Source organism: Halalkalicoccus subterraneus (assembly GCF_003697815.1).
GTDB classification, from domain to species: Archaea; Halobacteriota; Halobacteria; order Halobacteriales; family Halalkalicoccaceae; genus Halalkalicoccus; species Halalkalicoccus subterraneus.
Map to the genome: position 1 here is coordinate 25,989 of NZ_RDQG01000066.1, position 23,251 is coordinate 49,239.

Consider the following 23,251-nt stretch of genomic DNA (forward strand, 5'->3'; position numbering starts at 1 on the left):
CATCCCGTAGTTCAGAGTATGACCACCGTCTATGCGGCCATGCGGAACACGCTGCTCGTCGCCCGCGGGGACGACGACAGCGGCTGGCGAAGCGAACGCCGCCTCGGCGAGTACGACCTCCAGTGTCTCGCCGTCTCGCCCGAGGCTCCTGAGCGGGTCTTCGTCGGCACCTTCGAGAACGGTCCCCTCAGAAGCGCCGACGGCGGGCGTTCGTTCGAGCGAGTCGGCGATGGAATCGACGCCGACCGGGTGATGAGCGCGACCGTCAGTCCCCACGACCCCGAGGCGGTCTGGGTCGGCACCGAACCGAGCGCGGTCTACCGCTCCCGGGACGCCGGCGACAGTTGGGAGCGAGTGGAGGGGATCACCGACCAGCCCTCCGAGCCCGAGTGGTACTTCCCGCCCAGACCGGACACCCACCACGTCCGGTGGATCGAACTCGATCCGCACGATCCTCGGCGAGTGTACGTCGGGATCGAACTCGGCGCGCTACTCGTGAGCGACGACGCCGGCGGGACGTGGCGCGAGCGTCCCCCCGGATCGCGCCGGGACAACCACTCGCTTTCGACCCATCCCGATGACCCGGGACGGGTCTACTCCGCGGCGGGCGACGGCTACGCCGAGAGCCACGACGGCGGCGAGTCGTGGACTCACCTGCAGGAAGGGTTGGATCACCGCTACTGCTGGAGCGTGTGCCCCGATCCGAGCGACCCCGATGCCGTCCTCGTTTCGAGTGCGAGCGGGGCGCGCTCGGCCCACTCCCCCGGTTCTGCCGATTCGTACGTCTATCGTCGGCGGGACGGCATCTGGGAGCGCCTCCATGATCGGGGGCTTCCTATGGGTGAGGGCGTCGTCCGGGCGGTGCTGGCGGTCCACGAGGGCGAGTTCTACGCCGCGAACAACCGCGGGCTCTTTCGCTCCGAGGACGGTGGGGAGTCCTGGGCGCGTCTCCCGATCGACTGGTCCGAGGAGTTCGAGCGACAGGCGCCGCGCGGGCTGGTCGTCGTCTGAAAAACCCGGTCAAAGGCCTTCGTCGGTTCGCTTTCCGCCTTCGAAACCGGTGATCGGTTTCCGTTCGTTTCCGCCGCGGAAGCGAGAAGGTATTTAGTCGGTGCTCCGGTAGAGTCAGTCCATGTACGACTTCGTCGTGGTCGGGGCCGGTCCCGCCGGTTCGCGCTTCGCCCGCCGCGCCGCCGAGGAGGGCTACGACGTACTCGCGTTGGAGCAGGGCTCCGTCGGCGAGCCCTTGGCCTGTTCGGGCCACGTCAGCACCGACATCTGGGAATACACGACCGACGGCGCTCGTGAGGAACTGCTCCAGAACGAGATCACGGGCGCGCGGTTCCACCTCGACGGACCCGGAAGCGAGTCCCACCCCTTCTATCGGGAGGAGCCGATCTCGAACGTGATCGACCGCGTGGGGCTCGACCGGCACCTCGCGGCGGCCGCCCGCGATGCCGGCGCCGATCTGCGGGAAGGCCACACCGTCACGGCGGTCATCGAGGAGGACGACCACGTCGTCGTCGCGGCGAGCACGCCCGACGGGTCGGCGCAGTTCCGCGCGCGGATGGTCGCGGGCTGTGACGGACCTATCTCTCGAACTCGACGCGACCTCGGGATCGACGAGCCCGACGAGCTGCTCCACGGCGTGCTCGGCTTCACCGACGAGACCGACCACGGCGACCGCGTCGACGTCCACCTGACCGTCCCGCGATTCTTCGCGTGGCGCATTCCACGGGGCGAAGCCGGCGTCGAGTACGGCCTCGGCGCCCCACCGGGCCGGGAAGTCCGCGGGCTGTTCGAGGAGTTCACCGAGGGATACGGCGCCGACACGGAGAACGTCTGTTCGGGGATGATCCCGATCGGCCCACCCAAGCGAGTCACCAGCGACCGGGGCTTCCTGATCGGCGACGCGGCCGCTCAGACGAAACCGTTCACCGGCGGCGGGATTCTGTATGGAATGACCGCCGCCGACCACGCCGCCGAGCGGATCGACCCCGAGGACCCGACGAGCCTCAAAGCCTACGAAAAAGCGTGGCGCACGGACCTCTCCCGTGAGATCCGGATGGGCGGCTGGCTCCGGCGGGCCTACTCGCTGCCCGAGCCGGTACAGAAAGCGGGGCTCGGTGCGCTCTCGGGCGAGATCGGCGTTCACATGGACCGTCCGAGCTCGCTCTTTTCGCGCGCCCAACTGAAGGCGCTGTTCTCGCGGTCCTAATAGCTCGGAACCCGCGCCGAGCGCCCGCTGCCCTCGACGAACGGTAGTTCGCTCACGATCGCGGCCACTGTCTCGTCCCCGACCGTCACCTCTTCGCTTTCGAGCCCGAACTCCACGAGCGCGAACGCGATCGGTTCGTCGAGCGAGGGGCTCTCGATCGCGCGGGTCACCTCCCCGACCACCTCGTCGGCCGAAACTGACGCACCCGCCTCGGGAACCGCCTCACACCGCAGGCCGACGAGGCGCTTGCTGGGCTCCCCTCGATTTTCGACGCGGCTGATGACCTCTTGGCCGACGAAACAGCCCTTCTCGAAGTCCACGGCGTTCCTGAGCCCCAGCACGTTCGGGATCCGGCCCTTCAATTCGCTCGCGAAGAGCGGGGTTCCGGCCTCCAGCGTCAGCGTTTCGTAGGTCCGGGTACCGAAGGGGACCGCCCCGGACCCGTAGTTGATCAGGGTATCGAGGACGGTGTCGGCCTCCGCGACGCTACAGACGATCTCGTAGCTGTCCTCGCCGGCGAGGTCGTCGCCCGCGATGACGGTGACGCCCACGTCGTGGATCGTCCCCCGGTCGAAGACGAGTTCGCCCTCGGGGACGCCGATCTTGTTGAGCACGCTCGCGACTTTCTCGGTCGCTTTCGGCCCATGAACCCCGAACACCGCGAGGTCGTCGCTCGCGACGTCGATCTCGACGTCCTGAATGAACACCTTCTCGCGCCACTCATCGGCCAGCTCCTGGGCTCGTCCGGGCGGGACGAAAAGCAGGAGACGCTCGCCGGCGTTGTAGACGTAGAGATCGAGTTCGATCCGGCCTTGAGGATCACACAACAGCGCATAGGTGCCCTCGCCGTCGTCCGTCGGGACGTGGTTCGAGACGACGTTGTCGACGTATTCCACCCTGTCCTCGCCGGTGATCGTCAGGACGCCGTAGGCCATCTCGATGACCCCGACGCCGTTTCTCACCGCCTGATGCGTGCGCTCGGGGCGGCCGTAGTGGCGCGGTACCCGTCGGCCGCCGCGCTCCTCGAAGGTGGCACCGTGGTTCTCGTGGAACGGTTCGAGGACGGTCACCGTCGTCCCCTCGCTGTGTCGCTCATACTCCGAATCGGTGGTCGCGGCGGTAAAGCGTGGCGCTTAGAACGGGAGGCGATCACGCAGCCGGTCGAGGAGCGACGGCGAGTCCGCCTCGGGGTCGGGAAGGACCGATTCGTCGGGGCGGATGACGGTGCGGTCGCCGTTCTTCTCGACGGCGATCAGGTCGTCGCGCTTCAGCTCGCTCAGCGCGGTTTCGAGTTGGTCGATGGTCACGTCCGCACGGGTCCGCAGTTCGAGGACAGTCATCCCGCCGTCCGGCCGCTCGACGAGCGCGTCGATGACGGCGACCTCGCTGTCGGTGCGGTTCCGGTGCACCCGCTTTGCGCCCATACCCCCCACTCCGTCGGGAGGGGATTTATACTGTGGGCCGCTCGGGTCGCCGACCTCTGACGGAGCAGTACTCTTTTAGCCCTGACCGGGTAGGTACTGCCATGAGCCTTCGGTGTTCCCTTCTCGGACACGAGTACGGGGAAAGCGAGATCGAACGCGAGCGCGAAGAGCGGGGCAACGAGGTCGTCATCAGCGTGGTCGAACTCGAACGCTGCGTCCACTGTGGGAAGGCAAAGACCATCAGCGAGAACACCGAGGTCACCCAGCGCACCGGATCGCGAACCGAGTCCATCCGGGAGGACACCCCGCAGTCGGCCGAAGCGCAGACCGGGGGACCGGGGATCAGGCCCCGTCCCGACGTCGCGTCCCCGTCCCCGCAAGCCGACCGCCCAGTCGACAGCCGACCGCGGACGGACTCCCACGCGAGGGCCGACGCCGATCCCGCCGACGAGGACACCGAAATCGTCGACGGGGCGCCCGCCGACGGACCGGACGGGACCGAGCGCGACTCGGGTGCCTGGCCCGACGTGGAGGACGCGCGGGGTGGAGACGGATCCAGCGGGTGGCCCGAGACCGACGGCGAGGACGAGGGGTTCGACGCGGAGGCGCCCGACGGCAAGACGGATCTCGAGTTCGGCGGCGGGCTGACCCCGCAGACGGACCAGGGTGCGGAGATCATCGACTCTTCGGGCGGGTCGAGCACGGACGCTGGCGATACGGAGCCGACGTTCGTCAGTGCGGGGCCGCGGCCCGCCCCGGACCGGCCGCCCGAATCGGCCAGTGAGACGACGCTTTTCTGTCCGAACTGTGGGACCTCCGGCCTCGACGACCGGGAGTCGCTTCGGGCGGGCGACATCTGTCCGGAGTGTCACAAGGGGTATCTCTCCGAAGGCGAGCGCTGAGACGAAACCCGTAAATCCGCCGCTGTCGAACGGAGGCCAATGCGAGAGTACAAGATGCGACGCGGCGAGCACCTCGAGGAGCGGATCCCCGACATGGAGGGGACCATCGAGGAGTACTTCGGCTCGATCACCGACACCGAGGAGTTCAACGGCAGCGACCTCCACGTGGTCGACGACCCCGACAACCCCGTCTTCAAGCGGATCGTCGCCGGGGCGGTCGCCTACAGCGGCAAGAAGGACAAACTCGCGGTCCACTTCGAGGAACGCCCCGCAGAGGACGTCATCGCCGAGGGCAACGCCGACGCCGCCGCCGACGCGGTCGACGCCAAGAACAGCTTCCTGCTCGAAGCAACGGGTCGGGACGCCAAATCGCGCCGCGAGTCGATGAAACGAGACGTCGAGGACAAGGACACCGACGTCCCCGACGCTAGCTGAGCGCGCGCTCGATCGCCGTCGCCACGTCGCGAGCTTTTTCGGCCAGCTCGTCGCGTACGAGCCCTGTAGCGACCGCCGCGTCCAGTTCGTCGTCGTCGACGCGCTCGACGGTCCCGTCCGTTCTCCTGATCACGTCGACGTGCAGGTCGACGTATCGTGCGCTGTTCGGAAAAAGTTCGACGGGCGTACAGACGTTGACGTAGGTCCCCTTCGTCTCGCCGTCTCCGGTCTCGTAGACCGTCGGATACCACCAGCGCCCCTCTTTGAGGGTGGTGATCGCGACGTCACCCGACTCGCGGGGCACGTCGAGCGCGTCGTAGCTCCCGCCCGCGGTCATCTCGCGGCGCAGCGTGATCGAGCCTTCGGGGTCGTACTCGGTCACCTCGCCGCGTCCGAGCGTGATCACCCGTCCAGTAGGTTTGCCGTGCTCGATGGCGAGCCCGTCGCCCGTTTGAGGGCCGAACTGGCTCGCGACCGCGTCGAAGGGGAACCCTTCGGGCTCACAGAGCGCCTCCGCGAAGTCCACGGCGTCGCTCGCGCGGTTCGAGCCGGCCTTGATCCGGTGGTGGCCCGCCATCGTGGTCGTGACCTCTCGTCGAACGTCATCGAGCGAGAACCGGCTCTCGCGACCGAACCAGCACCACGCACCCGCGTACGGGTTCGACTCGCCCTCCTCGATCTCCCCGGCGAGGACCGCCGCCCGCGAGAGCGCCTCGTCCAGGTCGTCGAGGCCCGCCCCCCGCGCACGCCGGCCGAGCGAGACGCCCCAGCCGTCCGGGACCTCCACCGACAGCAGATCGACCAGTCCGGCGGTCTCGGCGTCGGGCGCGTCGATCCCCGACTCTCCCTCGCGAAGCGCCGCCAGCCCGCCGGGCGTTCGTGCGCTGATCGCCGTCGACACGCGTGGATCGTCGCCGCTCCAGGGGGCGGCGGGATCCGTGACTTGGACTCGAAGGGTGTCGCCCTTCTCGACGTACCCCTCTGTGTCGTCGAAGGGCAGGTAGCTCCGGCCCCCGTCGAGCGAGACGACCGCCCCGCCGCCGCGGGTCCCCTCGACGGTCCCCTCGTGGATCGAGCCCAGCGGGGTCGGGTCGTCCCACCGGAAGGCGTCGCGCCCGACGGCGAGCAGCTCTTTCGCCTCCGCGACCGCGTCCGGATCGCCCGACAGCGAGACGCCCTGGCGGTCGCGACTCGTAGCACAGGAGAGATTGGCGGGGCCATCCGGGAACTCCTCCGCGAAACGCTCGTGGATCGGCTCAGTTGCCTGCACCACTTCGTGGCCCGCCTCGGAGAACAGCCGGGAGAGCGCGGTCGTGTAGATTCCCCGGAGCGCGACCCTCATAGGGCGTCGCGCGAGGCCGCGAACTTCACGCGGGCGTCGACCGTCGGGCCGAGCGAGAGCTCGACGAGCCCGTCGGAGAGCACCCGCCCACCCTCGACGGGCACGCCCCACGTATCGAAGCGGAGATACCCTCTGATATCGGCGCCGTGGGTGAACAGATCGCAGAACTCGACGGCGTGCTCGGGGAACTCCTCGCGGCCGTGGGCGAGCTCCATGTCGGAGTAAACGGTGTCGTGCTCGGCGAAGAACGCCTCCAACTGGGTGGCGTCCTCCTCGACGAGTTCGGCGACGCGGTCGGAGACCTCGATGATCGCGTCCTGGTCGAGGCCGGCCTCGCGGAGCGCTCGCTGGGTGCGCTGATCGAAGTGCATACTGGGGTTCGTGTCGCGGTCGGTTTGAGTCTGACTAGTCGTCGGCGAAAGCGGGTATCGTCGTACTGACCGCTGGGCTACGTGCTGGGCCAAAGGATTAGGGGTGTGTCGTTCCGTACTGTGGGTATGAAGCGAGACCCGGTCGAACGCGAGACGCGCGGCTCGCGCGACCTCTACGAGATTTCGACGTGGGAGCGCCGGTCGGCGCTCGACTCGCTCGCGGCGTGGATCTATCGGATCGGCGTCGCGGGCACGAAGGCGCTCGTCGTGCTGCTGGCGCTTGCCTTCCTGATCGTTCAGCTGGTTCTCGGTGGGTTGGGTGCGGTCGCCGACCCGATCGTGGGCGTGCTGGTCGCGCTCTCGGTGGTTCCCGCCTTCGCCATCGCCGCGTACGTCTGGTATATGGACGTCACCACCGAGGAACCCCTCTCGTTGCTCGTCGCGAGCTTTCTGCTGGCGATCCTGTTCGCGATGTTCGCTGCCGTCGTCAACTCCCTCCTCCAGCCGGCGTTCAACGTGCTTCCGGCGGTGATCGGCCTGCCGCTGTTCTTCTTCCTCGTCGTCGGCCCCGTCGAGGAGACGGTCAAACTGCTCGCGGTGCGTCTGTATGCCTACCGCGACGTCCGCTTCGACGCCGTCATCGACGGGGCGGTCTACGGCGCCGCGGCCGGACTGGGTTTCGCAACGATCGAGAACGCGCTGTACATCACGCAGGGGCTCGAAGCCGGCGTGGCGGGCACGGAGATCATCGGCATGGCGGGCGACACCGCCGCCGTGCGTGCGCTCGCGGGGCCGGGTCACGTGCTCTACTCGGCGATCGCGGGCTTCTACCTCGGACTGGCGAAGTTCAACCCCGACGACTGGGGCCCGATCGTGATCAAGGGGCTGTTGATCGCGGCGGTCTTTCACGCGCTGTACAACACGCTCTCGGGGGTCGTTCCGATCCTGCTCGTCGGAGCGGCGAGCTGGATCACGCCCGCCGTCGCGCTGATCGGCTTCATCGTCGTCTACGACGGCCTGGTGGGCTACTTTCTCTACCGGAAGATCTCGGCCTACCGGCGGGCGTACGCCGACGCCGGGGTCCGGCGCGGCGACGAGGACGAGCCGACCCCCGAACTCACCGAGTTCGATCCAGATACGGGGCGCTAACCCGCTCGACGTACTTCGCGATCACGTCGGCCTCCAGATGGACGGGATCGCCCACCTCCTTCCCCGGAAGCGTCGTCTCCTCGTAGGTCGTCGGAATGATCGCGACCGTAAACTCCCCCTTCGAGAGGTCCGCGACGGTGAGGCTGATGCCGTCCACCGTAACGGAGCCCTTCTCGACGACGTAGTTCGCGAGGTCGTCGGGCAAGGAGAACGAAAAGCGCCAGTCCTCGCCGACTCCTTCGATTCTTCGGACCTCGCTCACGCCGTCGACGTGACCCTGCACGACGTGACCGTCGAACCGGCCGTCGGCGGGCATCGCGCGTTCGAGGTTGACCCGCTCGCCCTCCCGGAGCTCACCCAGATAGGTTCGAGAGACGGTTTCGGCGGCGAGAAAGACCGAAAATCCCTCGGCACTGCTCTCCTCGACGGTCAGACACGCGCCGTTGACGCTCACGCTCTGGCCGCCCTCGAGCTCGCTCGCGAACGGACAGCCGATCCGCAGGCGCAGCCCGTCGTCGGTTTCGGTCCTCACGAGGACCTCGCCGGTCGCCTCGACGATCCCGGTGAACATACCTCGGCTTGGAGTGGTCGACACGAAAGGGTTCCGTCGGGGTTCCGACATCGGTTCGGGGAGCCAGATACGTTATGGTCATCGGGCGTCTACCGACGGCCGATGGCGAACCTGGGGATTCTGGATATGATCGGACTGGCGGGCTCGCTCGTGTTCGCCCTTCCGGTCGGCGTGTTCGGGCTGAACCGGCTTCTCGACGGCCAGACGATACTGGGCGGCGGGCTGGTCGTCGTCGCGGTGGCGATGGTGTGGCTCCCCCAGACGCTCACGACGCCGATGGACCTCCCCGGGGACATCGCGGGAGCCGCCGTCGGGACGGTCGCCAAGACGCCCGAGGAGGACGACGAACGTGACGGCTCGGAGTGATCTTTGCGGGTTGACCCTTCGGGGCCGGCAGGGTTTTTAGCCGTCGACGATCAACGCGAGGCATGAAACTCCCCGGCATCCTGAGCATGATCCAGCTGGGCTCGGGGCTGATCTTCGCCGTCCCGCTCGGCGTCATCGGCGTCGAGTTTCTGACGTCCGGCCGGCCGGTCTTCGGCGCCGGGTTCTTGCTCGTCGCCGTCGCGATGCTCTTTCTGCCCGAGTACATCGTCCGCCGGATCGGCAGCCCCCGCGACTGGCTTCGCGGGCTCGTTCCCTTCCGCCGGGGCGACTGACGAGAGCCACAACAGGTAGAACCCGGATCCGATCCTCTCAGGAGCCGTCGTCGAAACCGTTACTGGTCGGACGACCTGACCTGCGGGACGAGCGACCGGGGATAGTCGGTCAGGTTCTCGAACCCCTCCTCGCGGACGACCACGAGGTCCTCGATACGAACACCTCCTTTTTCGGGGTCGTAGACGCCCGGTTCGACCGTCAGCACCATTCCCGCCTCTAGTTCCCGGTCCGCCCGGAGCGACGGCGCCTCGTGGAGGCTCATCCCGACGCCATGGCCCGCTCCGTGGGTGAAGCCCGGCGATCCGTCGGGCCGAAATCCATATGCACTGATCTCGGCGGCGGTCTCCCCGTGGACCGCGCTCGCGACCGTCCCCGCTCCCGCCGAGAGCACCTCGAAGGCGGCGTCCTGTGCGCGCTCGACGGCGACGTACGCCCGTCGCTCCCAGCCGCCCTCCGAATCGACGACGAACGTTCGGGAGAGGTCGCCGTAGTAGCCTGCCGGCCCGCGCGGCGAGAGATCGATCAGGACGGTTTCTCCGGGTCCTATCGGTACGTCGCCGGTGAAGTGGAGATCCGCACAGCTTTCCCTGGCCCCGATCACGGTGTTTCCCGCCGGGGCGGCGCCCTCGCGGGCCATCGCGGCGTTTACCTCGCGGCGCAGGCGTTCGGTGGTGAGCGACTCGCCGTCCCAGTTGAGAGTTCCGTCCCCGACCTCGGCCGAGGCCAGCACCGTCTCGGCGAGGGCCATCCCCGCCTGAGCGGCGTCTTGTACTCCACTGATTCGCTCGATTTCTTCCTCGGTTTTCCGTACCCGCATCCGTTCGACGACGTCGGTCGATTCGATCCCGCAGCCCGCACGTTCGAGCCAGAGCGCGGCGTCGTGGGGGATTCCCTGTGGGACCAACACGGTCCCCGAAACGAGTTCCGCGGCGCGCTCGCCCGCGGTCCTCGACGACTGCTCGGCGACACTCACCACCCGACCGGAGAACTCCTCGCGGGCCTGTTCCTCGAACAGCCGGGGCGTACAGAGGGTCGCCCCGCCGTTCTCACCGTCGTAAACGTAGGCGTAGTCGCGATCCGGGCCGGAAAAGCCAGTGAGGTACCTGAGGTCGTCGTCGAAGCAGTCGCCGACGTGAACGAAGGCGTCGGCGTTTCGCTCCTGGAGTTCGGAATCGAGCGGCCCGTCGTTCATCTAGTGGACTTCGGCCTCGGGGGCGTCGGCCTCCGCGATCAGCTCCTCGATGGACTCCTCGCGGGGCTCGTTGCAGAGCAACACGTCGAGCGGCAGCGTCGGCGCGCCGTTGACGAGGTTCTCGAGCAACACGAGGCGTTCGCGGGCCCGACTCATCCCGACGTAGAAGACCCGGCGCTCGTTGTCGGTCAACATCGGTACCGGGCTCGTCGTTCGGGTGAACTCCTCCTCCATGGGGACCTGCTCCTGCTCGATCGTTGCGGCCATCTGTTCGACGACCTTTTCGGTCAAATCGGTCGCGACGAAGACGTGGTCGGCCTCACGCCCCTTCGCCGAGTGGATCGTCCCGATTCGAATCCGCTCGGGGTCCGCGCCCTCGTAGGTGCCCGTCGCGAAGTAGGCCTTGACGCTCTTTCGCTGGAAGCTCGTGATCTTTCTCGACATGTCCGCCGCCGAGACCGGATCGGGGACGAACGGGGCGTACTCGCGGATCACCTCGGGCTCGATGGTGATCTCGGCGACGCTGTCGACGCCCGCGGCCTCCTCTCGTTCGTCGATCTCGTCGAAGAGGTCGTCGCGCTCGTTCGTGCTGAAGGCCGAATCGGCGAGCATGTCCGCGAGACGACGGGCTTCGAGCCCGTTGATCTCCTCGCCGTTATCGACCTTCTCGACGGCGGCGATGAACTGCTGGAGCCGGTCGGTCCACATCCGCTGGTCGGTCAGCAGCTCGAAGGGCATCCCCTCGCTGATGAACTCATCGAGGAACTGGAACATCTGGTAGCGCGCCCGAAAGAGCACCATCATCGTTTCGTCCGGTGTCTCCGCGACCGTCGCCCGGACGTTTCGCACCAGATCCAGCATCGAGGGGCTCTCGACGGCCTCGACCAACCCGCCCTCCTTGCGGGGGTTGAGGTCCTTCTCCTGGCGCTTCTCGATGTGCCGTACTTCTCTGTTCACGACGTCGAGGATGCGCGAGGGGAGCCGATAGGAGTTGGGCAGGACGACGTCCTCGTCGACCTGGGCGTCGAGCAGGAGCGCGGGGTCCGCGCCCTGCCAGGCGTAGACGACCTGGTCGTCGTCGCCCGCGATCAACACGCCCCTCATGTGGGGTTTCCACTCCTCGTAGACGGCGTACTGTAGGGTAGTGATGTCCTGGAACTCGTCGATCACCAGATACTCGACGTTCGGGACCAACGAGCGCTGCTTGACCCGTTCGAGCATGTCCGCGAAGCCGACGAGGTTCTCCTCGCCCTTGAACCCGCGCCACGCGCGGATCGCCTCGGGGATGTCGATCCGGTCGTCATCAGAGGGCCACGTCGGGGTGTACTTGTTGCCCGACATCGAGTTCTCGTCGAGCTCGGGGGGGAGACGCACCTCCTCGTCGTTCCACTGGAAGGGCACGTCGTACCAGTCGCCGACTTCTCTATCCGTTCGCTGGAGCCACTGGCTCGTCGCGATGATCTTGTTGCCGAGCGTGGTCGAGCGGGCGGTCCGGCGGCCCGCGCCGCTGTACTCGTCCTCGAATTCGAGCCCATAGGACTCACAGAACTCCTTTTTCTGCTTCTCGCCGACGACGTCGCCCCGCGAGAGGTCGAGCAGCTCGTAGGCCTTCGCGTGCATCGTACAGACGTTGCCCTGCAGGCTTCGCGGCGAGATGTCGAGGCGTTCGGCGAGCCGGTCGCGGATCTCGGCGGCGGCCGCCCGGGTGTAGGAGACGACCAGTATGTCACGGACGTCGACCGAACCGTCCTCGAGGATCTCCTCGACACGGTCGAGCAGCGCCGTCGTCTTCCCGCTGCCCGGCCCACCGAACAGTCGGGTGACCTGTGTGTCAGCCATTGCACCAACTCACGGGCCTGTGGGTGATAAGCCCGGTGGATTCGCTCAGCCGCCCCGTGTGGAGCGTGCCTCCCGTATCTCCGCGCCGTCGCGGATCAGGTCCTCACAGTCCGGACAGACGCGCGGTTCGTCCACGTCCGGCGGCGTGAACACCCGGACGTACGCCTCGGTCACGAACGAGCCACAGTTCTGACACTCGGGCATTCGGTTCGTCCTCACACACTGCGACCAATAAACAGTTCCGCCCGTCGACCCTCGGCTACTGGGGCGCCCAGCCGCAGACGCTACAGTTCGACGCGGCCTGATCGTGAAGGCCGCCACAGTCGGGACATTGCTTCTTGTTATAGTCGGTGTCCCACCCTACCGGTTCCGTTTCGTGTCCGCGCTGGGACAGGAACTGGTCGAACATGTCGTCGCCGTCGGGTGCGGTGGCCATACGTGGTATGGTATGACACGACAGTACATAACCTTTCGGGCCGGCCAGATGTTTATATCGAGGGATCGTAGGCGGGGTATGGCCGACGCCCCGCTCGAACACGTCAGCAACGCACCCGAGACCCCGACCGACGGCCCCGCTCCGGCGGTCGTGTTGATCCACGGCCGGGGGACGAACGAGCAGGACCTGCTCCCGATCGCGGAGCGACTGCCCGACGAGCTCCACGTCCTGAGCGTCCGCGCGCCCGATCGGCTTCAGGGCGGCTACACCTGGTACGAACTCGACCTCTCGGCGGGCGGGCTGCACGCGAGCCAGCCCCACCCCGAGGAGTTCCGCCGGAGCCTCGACCTCGTCCACGACTTCGTCGAATGGGCACTCGAAGAGTACGACCTCGATCCCGACAGGATCGGCCTGCTGGGATTCAGTCAGGGGTCGATCACGAGCCTCGCGGCGCTCTGTGAGCGCCCCGAGCGATACGACTGGGTGGTCGCGCTGAACGGCTATCTCGCCGAATCACACGAGGACAGCGTGGATAACGCCCGCGATAGGCCGGTGTTCATCGGCGCGGGCGAGAGCGATCAGGTCATCCCCGTCGAGCGCGCCGAGCGCGCCGCAGAACTGCTGGAGGAGGCGGGCGCGGACGTGCGTTTCGAGGTCTATCCGGTGGGCCACGGTACCCATCCCGAGGAGATCCGGGCCGTCGCCGAGTGGGTGGCCGAGCGGCTCTGAACCCGCGCACCACGCCGTCGCCTTTCCCAACGCTTCTGTCCGCCGCGCCCGACCGTCGGGTATGAACTACGTCGGCTGGACGGTCCTCGCGCTGGTGGCGTACACCGTCTTCCCGCCGCTCGTGAACCTCGCGACCCGAAGCGTTCCGAGCGCGGTCGTGACGCTGATCGCCGCCTCGACGTTCGCGCTGGGTGCGGCGGGCGTCGTCGTCTATCGTGGCGAGCGCGTCACGCCGCACCTCGTCTCGCCCGGGGCGACGTACATGTACGCGGCGGCGCTCGCGCTCACCGTCGGCCTGCTCGCGTACTACTACGCGTTGTCGGTCGGCCCGGTCAGCGTCGTCGTGCCCCTGTTCGGGATGTTCGTCGTGACGAGTTCGCTGCTCGGTATCGCCGTCCTCGACGAGCCGCTCACCGCGAGAAAGCTACTGGGAATCGCTTTCGCCGCGCTCGCGATCTATCTCATCGGCGTCGAGTAATTCGGCTCATCGAAGCCCGCGTAGCACCATGACGATCCCCAGCAGGAACCCTGCCGCGACGAGACCGAGCCCCGCGATTCCCAGCAGTTCCGTGCTGTTGTACTCGGGGATCCGGTAGCCGTATCGCATGACTGCCGCCGAGAGCACGAGCGAGAGTCCCGCCCCAAAGGTCGTGGTCGCGAGGTCGACACCGAACGGACTGCCGATATCTGCCATATGGTCGTTTCAGTCCCCGGTCGGGTAACACCTGTGCCGGCGAGTGCTTCCTAGAGATCGTACAGTTCGCCGTACTTCCCCTGTACGTAGTCGAGGAAGTAGTCGGCGGTGAAGGACTCGCCGGTGGCTTCCTCGATCAGTTCGGGCGTGGTGTAGCGCGCGCCGTGGCGGTGGACGTTCTCGACGAGCCAGTCGCGAAGCGGGTCGAACTCCCCCTGCCGGATCTTCCCGTCGAGGTCGTCGATGTCCTCGTCGGCGTTCGCGTACAGCTGGGCGGCCAGCACGCTCCCCAGCGAGTAGGTCGGGAAGTAGCCGAAGGAGCCGTGCGACCAGTGGATGTCTTGCAAGCATCCCTCGGAATCGGTGTCGGGGCGCACCCCGAGGTACTCCTCCATCTTCTCGTTCCACGTCTCGGGGATCTCCTCGACCGAGAGGTCGCCCTCGATGAGCTCGCGCTCGATCTCGAACCGGAGGACGATGTGCATGTGGTAGGTTAGCTCGTCCGCCTCGACGCGAATGAGGTTGTCGTCGTGGACCTGATTGGCGGCCTCGTAGGCGTCCTCGACGGTCGCGTCGACATCGGGAAAGCGTTCCTCGACCTGCGGGAGGAATCGTTCCCAGAACGCCCACGAGCGCCCGACGTGGTTCTCCCAAAGCCGGGACTGGGACTCGTGGACGGTGAGGTCCCGCGAGTCGCCGAGCGGCGTGGCGTAGTGCTCGTCGGGCAATCCCAGCGTATAGGTCGCGTGGCCGAACTCGTGGATCGTGCTGGTGAGCCCTCCTAAGAGATCCGTCTCGTCGAAGCGCGTCGTCACGCGGGCGTCGAACTGGTTGCCCGTCGAGAAGGGATGGGGTGCGGTGTCCAGCCGCCCACGATTCCAGTCGTATCCGAGGGTATCGAGCGCGTCCCGAGCCAGTGCTTCCTGTGTTTCGGGATCGAACTCGCCGGAGAAGGCGTCGACCGCGAGGTCGGCCTCCGAGTCAGCGACCGAATCGATCAGCGGGACGAGCTCCTCGCGCAGTCGCGTGAGCATCTCCTCGGCTTTCTCCAGCTCGATATACGGTTCGTAGTCCGCAAAGAGCACCGCGTAGGGGTCGGCGTCGGGGTCGATGTGTTCCGCGTACTCCTTTTTCAGTTCGATCAGCTCCTCCAGAACCGGCGCGAAGATCGAGAAGTCGTCCTCGGCTTTGGCCTCCTTCCATTTCGGGAGCGCTTCGGAGGTCGTCCGGGAGATCTCCTCGACCAGTTCGGTGGGTACGTGCGTCTTTCGCTCGTACTGGCGGCGGATCTCGCGAACGACTGCCGCCTGCTCGTCGTCGAGAGCCGTCGGTTCGAGGTCCGCGAGGTACTCGCCCATCTCCTCGTCGGTGAACTCCTCGTGGATCACCGCCGACAAGGTCGAAAGCTGCTGGGAGCGGGCCTCGATCCCCTCGTCGGGCATCTTGACCTCCTGGTCCCACTGCAGGACGCCCGCGCCGGCGCCGAGGTTCTCGATGCGCCGTACTTTCTCGAGGAACTGCTCATAGGTATCGCCGTCCGTCGTGGACTGTGCCATACCTACGTTTCGAAACGGGTCGTCAAGAACCCGGTGGTCGCGGCGATCCGATCAGCCGGTGACGACGGCTAGGCCGTCGGTGTCGTTTCCGTCCGCGGAGCCGTTATCGGTGTCGTCCGACTGGTTTTCCGTCGCGTTCTCTCCCTCGTCGTCGGTGTCGTTCGGCTCGCCGAACGACGGCTGCGAATCGGTGTCGTCCGTGTCGGTCACGTCGGATCCGTTCTCGCTCCCACCGCTTTCGTCTCCAACGTCGTCCCCGTCTTGGCCGTCGCTCTCGTTGCCGCTCTCATTTCCCGTCCCACCGGCGTCTTGGCCGTCGTTTTCGCTTTCGTTGCTGTCGCCCTCACCGTCGGCCCCGGTGACGCCCTCGCCCCCGGAGCCATTTTCATTTCCCGAACCGGCCTCGGTGTCGTTCTCGTCGCCGGCCGACGGATCGTCGCTTTCCTCGGTTTCGTTGGTTTCGGTGTCGGGAGCGACTTCGCCCGTATCGCTCTCGTCGTCGCCGTCGCTCACGCCGCTGCTCTCATTTCCCGCCTCACCGTCGCCTGCTCCGTTGTTTTGGTCGGAATCGTTCTGGACGCTATCCATGTCGTCACTGTTATTGTCTGTCTCGTTGCCCTCAATAGGTTCGTTAGTATTGCTACCGTTATCTCCCGAACCACTCTCCCCATTGCTAGATCCTTCATTTTCGCCAGAATTGTCATAGGATTCTGTAAGCACTTCTTCACTGGCCGCGTTTTCAACGGTGATTGTGTCTTGTTCTTCGTCCCATACTGGTCTTTCACTATTCCAGTACACCGTCTCTGAACTATCTTCTCCTTCTCCCGTCACAAGACGAATACTTTCTCCTGGTTCAAGTATCGTTTCTGAGAATGTATATGGATCTATAGAAACGCCATTCCCCTCATCCACAGACCATCCTGTTAAATCAAGTGCCTGATTACCTGTGTTTTCAAATTCGACCCATTCATTTTGGGTATTTGCATCTCCTTGATCAACATTTCTACCCGACACAGAGAGTTCTCCACCTTCCTGACCAGTCGTATCGACATTTTCGTCTTCCCCTCCTGTGGTTTCCTCATCTTCTACGTCGTTACTACTATCGTCTGTATCGCCTGTTTCCGGACTATCTTGGTCCTCCTCATCACCGCTGTCACCGCCGTCGAAGATCGGCAGGCCGCCGTCGTTCTCGTCCTCTTCGTCGCTCGCATCGCCCTCGTCGGCGTCGGTATCGCCGTCGTCGTCGGGCGCGTCCTGTCCGTCGTCGGTGCCCTCGTCGGCACTCCCACCCGTATCGCTGCTATCCTCGCCGTCTCCCTCGTCACCGGCGTCGCTGCTGTCGCTCCCGTCGGCGTCGGTATCATCGCTGTCGTCCGGCGGGTCGGTGGTGTCATCGCCCGCGTCGTCGCTCGCGTCATTCGTGTCTCTCTCGGTAGCGTTGTCCCCGCCGCTGGCGGTGTCGTTCCCGCCGGCGTCACCGGCCCCTCCGTCGGTGTCGTTGTCCGTGAGGCCGGGCGGCGAGTCGCCGCCCCCGCCGGGGCTGTCGGTACCGAACGCACCGAGATCCAGCGCTGGGAGCCCGACCGTCGCGATGATGCCGATCGCGAACAGCGCGATGCCGGCGACCAGCAACACCTGTTGAGGGCGTCTCCAGTCGGCAGTGTCGGTCTCTTCGGTCTCGGGACGCTGTTTCGGCCGCGGCGGGCCGGGGGACTGAGAGCGACTCACGTCACCCACCGATTACGTGCCGACGTGCAAATATCTGTCTCTCCGCCGTCATAACTATCAACGAGCTATACGAACCGCGCCGACTCGCGATACAGGTGGTAACACCGGTCCAGCACCGTGAGCGCGACGCTCTCGTCTTTCGTATGGGCTTCACCCGGTTCGGAGGCGCCACAGACCACGCAGGCGGTCCCCGCTTCCGCGAGCCAGCCCGCGTCCGTCGCGTGGGGTTTCGAGACGAGTTCGGGAATCCCCTCTTGAGTCGCCCGAGCGGCCTCAAGCACCCGCTTTGCGAATCCATCGTCCGAGCAGGCCATCGCCGGGAGGTCCTGGTCGATCGTCCACTCGACGCCCTCCAGCTCCGTCACCCGTTCTATGGGCGCGCGCTCGCCCGGGACGGTGCGCTCGTCGACCGTCACCGTACAGCGATCCGGGATCACGTTCATCGCCGACCCGCCCTCGATCTCGGTGACCGCAACCGATCCCGAGAGGTGGTTTCCGAGCACCGTGGCCTCGGGTGCGTCGATTCCCTTCACCACGTCGACGGCCTCGCAGGCCCGGTAGATCGCGTTCTCGCCCGCCTCGGGTTCGCTCGCGTGGCTCGCCGCACCGCGGGCGGTGATCGTACTGCCCCGACGGCCCTTGTGGGCGACCACCACGTCGGTCACGCCCGGTTTCGAGTAGTTCGTCGAGCCCTCACAGACGATCGCGTATTCGGGCGCGAACCCGTTCTCGATGGCGTGTCGCGCACCGATCCCCCCGCTTTCCTCGCCGACGAAGCTGACGAAGACGAGTTTGCCCGTCGGCTCCGCGGTGCGGAAGGCACACATCGCCGCGGCCACTGCCCCTTTCATGTCGGCAGTCCCGCGGCCGTAGAGGCGCCCGTCGCGCTCCTCGACGACGTATTCGCCGCTTTCGATCTGGGATTCGGCGGGCGGCACCACGTCGTGGTGGCCCACGAGCGCGAGCGTCGGACCCTGCTTCGATCCTCTTCGAGCGAAGACGTTTCCCGCCTCGTCGCGGGTCACCTCGCCGTCGGTCTCCTCGCGCAGCCAGTCCTCGATGAAATCGCCCGCGGCGGTTTCATCGACATGGCTCGGGATCGAAACCAGATCTCGCGTGAGGTCGCGAACGTCGTCAGTCATATCCGACCCGAGGGGGCCGGCCCCCTTAGAATCACTCCTCGCTCAGTTCGCCGGCGTTCTCGCGATACAGTCGGACGTGATCGCACGTCCGCACGAGGTGTTAGCGGATTCTCGCCTCGTGGGCGCCGGACTGCGTGGCTGCTCGAGGAGCGCCGGTCCTCGCCGTCTTCTTGGGCCCCACGGGTTCGTCGTGGTCGAATCCAGATACTCGGGTTCGGCTCGCTTCCCTCCTCGCCGAGTCGGTCGAACGCCTGGGTGATGTCGTGCAGCGATTCACTGAGGTCGCCGGTATCCTTTCTACGGGCGTGCTGGCGCTCCGGCTACACTCGGTCGAGATCGGGATCGCTCATGCGTAGTGACTCTCGAGGTGCTCGACGATCACGTCGCTCCCGTAGATCGCCTCTCCTCGATCCGTGTCGACGAGGAATGGGATCTGGTCCTCGCCGCCGATCGCCTCCATTGCCCCCTTCGTGGTCTCGTTTTTCACCTCTCCCTCCGCCAGCCGCGGGTTGTGCGCGACATAGGAGAGCCCCAGTTCGCTCAGTTTCTCGCGGACGTCCCGGGAGTTCGGGCAGTCCTCCGCCTGGTAGAGTTCGAGCATCGTCGTTCGATAGATCCGCGACACCCGTGAGCGTGGTGCCGTCTCCTGCGTGTTCCGGTATCAACCGCTATCGAGGTGGATGACCTACGAGGGCCATGGACGAACACAACCGTACCGTCGGAATCGACGACTGGGAGGGGGCCGTCACCGAGATCGAGCGCTTCTATGTGGACGGCCATCTCCATACCGAGAGCGATCTGGTGGGCTGTACGATCGGAAACGCCACGGTCGAGATCCACGCTAACGGCCGTCTAGAGGGTAGCATGCCGCTCCACGAGTTCGACGGCCGAATCCACACCCTCGCGTTCGACCACGACGAGGGAACGATCACCGCAGAGAGCGAGGAACTCTCCTATACGGTCCGGCGGCCCTGAACGAGCCACTGGTTCACCTTCGCGGCGAGCAGGAGGGCGACGCTTACCGGCAGCGCAACGAACAGCCCGAGGAACGCTCCGTACAGCACCGACTCGCCGTCCGCCACCTCGAACGCCCCGACGACCGTCGTGGTTCCAAGGAGGACGCCGGCCCAGAGGCGCTGGTGCGTCGCGACGTGCTCGGTCCGCTCGCCGAAGAAGGCCTGATTGGCTATGGCCGCGAGAACCCCACAGAGGGTCACGATCGCTCCGATCAGCGGCGCGTAGACGAGGTCGCCGGGCGTCCGCACGGTCAACAGGCCGACCGCCGCCGTCGTGAACAGGAACACCCCGATCCACACTCGTGGCCGCTCGGCGATATGGGCGGGTCGGGTCGTTGGCATACGTCCATCTGATATTCCGAATAGATATCTCTTCTGGCCGACCTCCCGATGAAATACCCTTATCAACGGTCCGGCTATTAGAGGAGGTATGAAGGTTCTTCCGGACACCAGCGTTGTCATCGACGGGCGCGTCTCCGCGCGGGTCCGCGACGGCGACTTCGCCGGCGCGACCGTGCTCGTCCCCGAGGCGGTCGTCGGCGAGCTCGAACACCAGGCCAACGAGGGCATCGACAGCGGGTGGAGCGGGTTGGAGGAGCTGAAGACGCTCGCCGAACTCGCGGACGCCGGCGAGATCGAGCTCGAATACGTGGGCCGCAGGCCCGACGCGATCGAGAAAGGGCAAGCGGTGGAGGGCGAGATCGACGCGCTCATTCGTGACCTCGCGGCCGAGCAGGAGGCCACGTTCGTCACGAGCGACGTCGTCCAGAGCGAGGTCGCCGAGGCCAAGGGGCTCGACGTCGAGTACATCTCGCCCGAGGTCGAGGACGTCGGGACCCTCGATGTCGAGGAGTTCTTCGACGACCAGACCATGAGCGTCCACCTCAAGGCCGGTGTCGCGCCGATGGCCAAACGCGGCGACGTCGGCGAGATGCGCTTCGAGCGCGTCCGCGAGGAGGTCCAGACCGAAGCGGAGATCGAGGAGATCGCCCGCGAGATCGAAAACGGCGCGAAACAGTCGAGCGAGGGCTTCATCGAACTCTCGGAGCCGGGCATGAGGATCGTCCAGTTTCGCGACTACCGGATCGCGATCGCCCGCCCACCCTTCGCGGACGGCATCGAGATCACCGCGGTTCGCCCGCTGGTCAAGACCGACCTCGACGACTACGACTCCGCCGACGAACTGCGTGAGCGGATGCTCGAACGCCAGCGCGGCATCCTGATCTCGGGCTCGCCCGGGGCCGGGAAGTCGACGTTCGCGCAGGCGGTCGCCGAGTTCCTCAACGACTCGGGCTACTCGGTGAAGACGATGGAGAAACCCCGCGACCTACAGGTCGGCCCCGAGATCACCCAGTACACCGAACTCGGCGGGTCGATGGCCAAAACCGCCGATTCCTTACTTATGGTCAGGCCCGACTACACCATCTACGACGAGGTCAGGAAGACCGACGACTTCGAGGTCTTTGCGGACATGCGCCTCGCTGGCGTCGGGATGATCGGCGTCGTTCACGCGACCCGCGCGATCGACGCCCTCCAGCGATTAGTAGGCCGGGTCGAGTTGGGTATGATCCCGCAGGTCGTCGACACCGTCGTATATATCGAGGCCGGAGAAGTCCACACGGTCTACGACGTGACCACCGAGGTGAAGGTTCCTGCGGGGCTCACCGAGGAGGACCTCGCCCGACCCGTCATCGTCATCGAGGACTTCGAGACGGGCGAGCCGGCCTACGAGATCTACACGTTCAACCGCCAGGTCGTGACCGTCCCGCTCGACGGACAGGAGGAAAGCGAGGGCGGCGTCGATCGGATCGCCCGCCAGGAGATCGAACGCGAGATCCGCTCGATCGCCCAAGGCTACGTCGACGTCGAGCTCCGGGGCTCGAACACGGCGGTCGTCTACGTCGAGGACGACGACATCTCCTCGGTGATCGGCAAAGGTGGCGGCCGGATCACCGACGTCGAGAACAGGCTCGGGATCGACATCGACGTTCGGACCCACGACGAGAACCCGAACTCCAGTGGATCAAGCGGATCGACCGGCCAGGAACGTGGGCAGGTCGTCACCCCGGAGATCACCTCCCGGCACATCCGCCTCACCGTCGAGAGCGCCGAGACGGGCCAGACCGTCGAGGTGAAGGCCGGCGAGGAGTACCTCTTCACCGCGACCGTCGGCCGCGGCGGCGACATTCAGGTCTCACGGGGCAGCGCGATCGCAGAGGAGCTAGAGCGGGCGATCGACAGGAGTCAGCAGATCACGGTCGTCGGCGCCTGATCACTCGGCACAACACGAGCGGGGCGGTTTTTTCGCGGAGGTTTTTCAACGAACGGTTCCCGCAGCGTGCCTTCGGCACGCGAGGAAATCCGACGCAGAAAACGGTCCGTGAGTCTACTCGGCACAGCAGGCTTCGTCGGGGCCGCCGTCGGCGACGACCGCCTGCTCGTCGAGCGTATAGAGGTTCTGGCGGGCATCGGCGAAGTAGATGTCCTCCTCGACGATGTCGATGCGCTCGAGGCGCTCTAATGCGTAGCGAACCGTTCGCGCCGAGAGCATCGACTCGCCGACGATCTGTTTCTGGGTGAGCGACCCGTTATACTCGAGCACTTTGAAGACGAGTTTCGCGCTCGGCGGGAGGTCCTCGATCGTTTCCGCATCCGTTCCGGTCATCACTACGAACCGAAACGCGCCACGAGTATAAAGGTTGAGCATCCGTCTCACACCGTCTCGCGGGCGTAAGCGAACGGCTTTTGAGCCCCGGTGGCCGACTTTCGTGTATGGCAACCGAAGCGGTCGAACAGCGCACGGCCCATATCCGGGCGGTGACGGTCACGGCGATCGCCTCGCTCGCGGGCGTCGGCGCGGGGGTCGCCTCCTCGGCGCTCGCGAGCAACGCCGGCGATCCCATCGCCCTCGCGGTGCTCGGTGCGCTCGTTCTGGTGCAGTTTCCCCTGTTGAAGGGGACGGGAATCGTCGAGGAGTTCTCGGGCAAGGACCGGGTGTTCGTCGTGTTCATGACGTTCTGTCTCTGGTTCGTCACCTGGGGCATCCTGCTGACCACCGGGGCCTCGATCTGAGATGGCCGACGACAGCATCGCAGTGGTCGACCTCGACAGATGTCAGCCCGACCGCTGTAGCTACGAGTGTGCGAACTACTGCCCGCCCAACCGGACGGGAAAGGAGTGTATCACCCAGCGCGGTGAGGACGCAGAGGAGGGCGGCCCCGACCAGATCCGCATCTCGGAGGAGATCTGTCTCGGCGAGACCTGCGGGATCTGCGTCGAGAAGTGCCCCTTCGACGCCATCGAGATCATCAACCTGCCCCAGGAACTGCAGGACGAACCCGTCCATAGGTATGGAGAAAACGCCTTTTCACTCTATGGTCTCCCGATCCCCATCGAGGGTCAGGTCACCGGGATTTTGGGTCCCAACGGGATCGGGAAGTCCACGGCAGTCAACATCCTCTCGGGCGAGCTCACGCCGAACCTCGGCCAGTACGAGGAGCCGCCCGGTTGGGACGCCGTGCTGGACGCCTATCGCGGCACCGAACTGCAGGAGTACATCCGCGAGGTGCGCGACGGCGAGGTCAACGTCGCGCGAAAGCCCCAGTACGTCGACCAGATCCCCAAACAGTTCGACGGCAACACCCGCCAGTTGCTCGAACACACCGACGAGCGCGGCGCGCTCGATGAACTCGTCGAGCGTCTCTCGATCTCACCCGTCATGGATCAGGGCATCGACGAGCTCTCGGGCGGGGAGCTTCAACGGGTGGCGATCGCGGCGTGTCTGGCGCGGGACGCCGACTTCTACTTCCTCGACGAGATCACGCCGTATCTCGACATCGGTCAGCGG

At 66.1% G+C, this 23,251-nt stretch carries 30 protein-coding genes; 14 read left to right on the forward strand and 16 right to left on the reverse strand.

What is annotated here, in order from left to right:
* The first annotated feature begins 18 nt into the window (after nt 1-18).
* Both EAO80_RS14840 and EAO80_RS14845 read left to right on the forward strand, forming a co-directional pair.
* Nucleotides 19-1,011 (forward strand): WD40/YVTN/BNR-like repeat-containing protein, encoded by a 993-nt coding sequence (locus tag EAO80_RS14840; protein WP_122090650.1) that lies wholly within the window; start codon nt 19-21, stop codon nt 1,009-1,011.
* A gap of 121 nt (nt 1,012-1,132) precedes the next feature.
* On the forward strand, nt 1,133-2,218 hold the full coding sequence (locus EAO80_RS14845) for a geranylgeranyl reductase family protein (RefSeq protein ID WP_122090651.1): 1,086 nt from the start codon (nt 1,133-1,135) through the stop codon (nt 2,216-2,218).
* Here the strand turns inward: EAO80_RS14845 and ygfZ are convergent.
* Both ygfZ and EAO80_RS14855 read right to left on the reverse strand, forming a co-directional pair.
* A complete protein-coding gene (gene ygfZ, locus EAO80_RS14850) occupies nt 2,215-3,288 on the reverse strand; it encodes a CAF17-like 4Fe-4S cluster assembly/insertion protein YgfZ (protein ID WP_122090652.1) in 1,074 nt (357 codons plus the stop codon). The two genes, EAO80_RS14845 and ygfZ, sit on opposite strands and share 4 nt — an antisense overlap.
* A 63-nt stretch (nt 3,289-3,351) precedes the next feature.
* On the reverse strand, nt 3,352-3,642 hold the full coding sequence (locus tag EAO80_RS14855; RefSeq protein ID WP_122090653.1) for a DUF6432 family protein: 291 nt from the start codon (nt 3,640-3,642) through the stop codon (nt 3,352-3,354).
* 101 nt (nt 3,643-3,743) lie between these two features.
* On the opposite strand from EAO80_RS14855, the gene EAO80_RS14860 reads away from it, so the two are divergent.
* The gene (locus EAO80_RS14860; protein ID WP_122090654.1) at nt 3,744-4,544 is read left to right on the forward strand and encodes a DUF7093 family protein; all 801 of its coding nucleotides are present in this window, start codon (nt 3,744-3,746) and stop codon (nt 4,542-4,544) included.
* Nucleotides 4,545-4,583: 39 nt separating this feature from the next.
* Nucleotides 4,584-4,979 carry a DUF5611 family protein gene (locus EAO80_RS14865; protein ID WP_122090655.1) on the forward strand — a complete coding sequence of 132 codons (396 nt, stop codon included), beginning with the start codon at nt 4,584-4,586 and terminating at the stop codon, nt 4,977-4,979.
* Here EAO80_RS14865 and EAO80_RS14870 read toward each other — a convergent pair.
* Together EAO80_RS14870 and EAO80_RS14875 are read right to left on the reverse strand one after the other, a co-directional pair.
* A complete protein-coding gene (locus EAO80_RS14870) occupies nt 4,972-6,321 on the reverse strand; it encodes a DUF402 domain-containing protein (RefSeq protein ID WP_122090656.1) in 1,350 nt (449 codons plus the stop codon). The two genes, EAO80_RS14865 and EAO80_RS14870, sit on opposite strands and share 8 nt — an antisense overlap.
* Nucleotides 6,318-6,692 carry a DUF7532 family protein gene (locus EAO80_RS14875; RefSeq protein WP_122090657.1) on the reverse strand — a complete coding sequence of 125 codons (375 nt, stop codon included), beginning with the start codon at nt 6,690-6,692 and terminating at the stop codon, nt 6,318-6,320. Before EAO80_RS14875 ends, EAO80_RS14870 begins: the two co-directional genes overlap by 4 nt.
* A gap of 126 nt (nt 6,693-6,818) precedes the next feature.
* Here EAO80_RS14875 and EAO80_RS14880 point away from each other — a divergent pair, with 126 nt between their 5' ends.
* Nucleotides 6,819-7,841, forward strand: coding sequence for a PrsW family intramembrane metalloprotease (locus tag EAO80_RS14880; protein ID WP_122090658.1), 1,023 nt, complete (start codon nt 6,819-6,821; stop codon nt 7,839-7,841).
* On the opposite strand, the gene EAO80_RS14885 is transcribed toward EAO80_RS14880, so the two are convergent.
* Entirely contained in the window at nt 7,810-8,412 is a 603-nt protein-coding gene (locus EAO80_RS14885; protein WP_122090659.1) for a riboflavin synthase, read from the reverse strand. The two genes, EAO80_RS14880 and EAO80_RS14885, sit on opposite strands and share 32 nt — an antisense overlap.
* Before the next feature lie 102 nt (nt 8,413-8,514).
* Here EAO80_RS14885 and EAO80_RS14890 point away from each other — a divergent pair, with 102 nt between their 5' ends.
* A complete protein-coding gene (locus EAO80_RS14890) occupies nt 8,515-8,778 on the forward strand; it encodes a DUF7533 family protein (protein ID WP_122090660.1) in 264 nt (87 codons plus the stop codon).
* 62 nt (nt 8,779-8,840) lie between these two features.
* Nucleotides 8,841-9,071: a DUF7533 family protein gene (locus EAO80_RS14895; protein ID WP_122090661.1), complete on the forward strand. Its 231-nt coding sequence runs from the start codon at nt 8,841-8,843 to the stop codon at nt 9,069-9,071.
* A 59-nt stretch (nt 9,072-9,130) separates the two neighbouring features.
* On the opposite strand, the gene EAO80_RS14900 is transcribed toward EAO80_RS14895, so the two are convergent.
* The 4 genes from EAO80_RS14900 to EAO80_RS19860 are packed head-to-tail and all read right to left on the reverse strand — an operon-like array spanning nt 9,131 to nt 12,539.
* Complete coding sequence (locus EAO80_RS14900) at nt 9,131-10,264, reverse strand: M24 family metallopeptidase (RefSeq protein ID WP_122090662.1); 1,134 nt, start codon at nt 10,262-10,264, stop codon at nt 9,131-9,133.
* A complete protein-coding gene (locus EAO80_RS14905; protein WP_122090663.1) occupies nt 10,265-12,103 on the reverse strand; it encodes a UvrD-helicase domain-containing protein in 1,839 nt (612 codons plus the stop codon).
* A gap of 45 nt (nt 12,104-12,148) precedes the next feature.
* Nucleotides 12,149-12,307: a DUF7563 family protein gene (locus tag EAO80_RS19855; RefSeq protein ID WP_162994029.1), complete on the reverse strand. Its 159-nt coding sequence runs from the start codon at nt 12,305-12,307 to the stop codon at nt 12,149-12,151.
* Nucleotides 12,308-12,362: 55 nt separating this feature from the next.
* Nucleotides 12,363-12,539 (reverse strand): HVO_0416 family zinc finger protein, encoded by a 177-nt coding sequence (locus EAO80_RS19860; RefSeq protein WP_162994030.1) that lies wholly within the window; start codon nt 12,537-12,539, stop codon nt 12,363-12,365.
* 78 nt (nt 12,540-12,617) lie between these two features.
* On the opposite strand from EAO80_RS19860, the gene EAO80_RS14910 reads away from it, so the two are divergent.
* Both EAO80_RS14910 and EAO80_RS14915 read left to right on the forward strand, forming a co-directional pair.
* On the forward strand, nt 12,618-13,268 hold the full coding sequence (locus EAO80_RS14910; RefSeq protein WP_122090664.1) for an alpha/beta hydrolase: 651 nt from the start codon (nt 12,618-12,620) through the stop codon (nt 13,266-13,268).
* Nucleotides 13,269-13,329: 61 nt separating this feature from the next.
* Nucleotides 13,330-13,746: an EamA family transporter gene (locus EAO80_RS14915; RefSeq protein WP_122090665.1), complete on the forward strand. Its 417-nt coding sequence runs from the start codon at nt 13,330-13,332 to the stop codon at nt 13,744-13,746.
* A gap of 6 nt (nt 13,747-13,752) precedes the next feature.
* Here EAO80_RS14915 and EAO80_RS14920 read toward each other — a convergent pair whose 3' ends face one another.
* The 4 genes from EAO80_RS14920 to EAO80_RS14935 form a co-directional block, all read right to left on the reverse strand.
* The gene (locus EAO80_RS14920) at nt 13,753-13,962 is read right to left on the reverse strand and encodes a hypothetical protein (RefSeq protein WP_122090666.1); all 210 of its coding nucleotides are present in this window, start codon (nt 13,960-13,962) and stop codon (nt 13,753-13,755) included.
* Between the two features lie 50 nt (nt 13,963-14,012).
* A complete protein-coding gene (locus EAO80_RS14925; protein WP_122090667.1) occupies nt 14,013-15,518 on the reverse strand; it encodes a carboxypeptidase M32 in 1,506 nt (501 codons plus the stop codon).
* A 51-nt stretch (nt 15,519-15,569) separates the two neighbouring features.
* On the reverse strand, nt 15,570-17,246 hold the full coding sequence (locus EAO80_RS14930) for a lamin tail domain-containing protein (protein WP_162994031.1): 1,677 nt from the start codon (nt 17,244-17,246) through the stop codon (nt 15,570-15,572).
* A gap of 65 nt (nt 17,247-17,311) precedes the next feature.
* A complete protein-coding gene (locus EAO80_RS14935) occupies nt 17,312-18,388 on the reverse strand; it encodes a M20 family metallopeptidase (protein ID WP_122090669.1) in 1,077 nt (358 codons plus the stop codon).
* A 134-nt stretch (nt 18,389-18,522) separates the two neighbouring features.
* Here EAO80_RS14935 and EAO80_RS19865 point away from each other — a divergent pair, with 134 nt between their 5' ends.
* A complete protein-coding gene (locus tag EAO80_RS19865) occupies nt 18,523-18,744 on the forward strand; it encodes a hypothetical protein (protein ID WP_162994032.1) in 222 nt (73 codons plus the stop codon).
* Here EAO80_RS19865 and EAO80_RS14940 read toward each other — a convergent pair.
* On the reverse strand, nt 18,735-18,989 hold the full coding sequence (locus tag EAO80_RS14940; RefSeq protein ID WP_122090677.1) for a glutathione S-transferase N-terminal domain-containing protein: 255 nt from the start codon (nt 18,987-18,989) through the stop codon (nt 18,735-18,737). The two genes, EAO80_RS19865 and EAO80_RS14940, sit on opposite strands and share 10 nt — an antisense overlap.
* Nucleotides 18,990-19,084: 95 nt before the next feature.
* Between EAO80_RS14940 and EAO80_RS14945 the strand changes: the two genes are divergently transcribed.
* The gene (locus EAO80_RS14945) at nt 19,085-19,363 is read left to right on the forward strand and encodes a hypothetical protein (protein ID WP_122090670.1); all 279 of its coding nucleotides are present in this window, start codon (nt 19,085-19,087) and stop codon (nt 19,361-19,363) included.
* On the opposite strand, the gene EAO80_RS14950 is transcribed toward EAO80_RS14945, so the two are convergent.
* Nucleotides 19,342-19,746 carry a hypothetical protein gene (locus EAO80_RS14950; protein ID WP_122090671.1) on the reverse strand — a complete coding sequence of 135 codons (405 nt, stop codon included), beginning with the start codon at nt 19,744-19,746 and terminating at the stop codon, nt 19,342-19,344. The two genes, EAO80_RS14945 and EAO80_RS14950, sit on opposite strands and share 22 nt — an antisense overlap.
* Before the next feature lie 88 nt (nt 19,747-19,834).
* Here EAO80_RS14950 and EAO80_RS14955 point away from each other — a divergent pair, with 88 nt between their 5' ends.
* The gene (locus EAO80_RS14955; protein WP_122090672.1) at nt 19,835-21,676 is read left to right on the forward strand and encodes a PINc/VapC family ATPase; all 1,842 of its coding nucleotides are present in this window, start codon (nt 19,835-19,837) and stop codon (nt 21,674-21,676) included.
* A gap of 114 nt (nt 21,677-21,790) precedes the next feature.
* On the opposite strand, the gene EAO80_RS14960 is transcribed toward EAO80_RS14955, so the two are convergent.
* Entirely contained in the window at nt 21,791-22,069 is a 279-nt protein-coding gene (locus EAO80_RS14960) for a winged helix-turn-helix domain-containing protein (protein ID WP_122090678.1), read from the reverse strand.
* Nucleotides 22,070-22,176: 107 nt separating this feature from the next.
* Between EAO80_RS14960 and EAO80_RS14965 the strand changes: the two genes are divergently transcribed.
* Nucleotides 22,177-22,476 (forward strand): EMC6-like membrane protein, encoded by a 300-nt coding sequence (locus EAO80_RS14965; protein ID WP_122090673.1) that lies wholly within the window; start codon nt 22,177-22,179, stop codon nt 22,474-22,476.
* Between the two features lies 1 nt (nt 22,477).
* The coding region (locus tag EAO80_RS14970) for an ATP-binding cassette domain-containing protein (protein WP_122090674.1) at nt 22,478-23,251 on the forward strand (774 nt) is incomplete at its 3' end.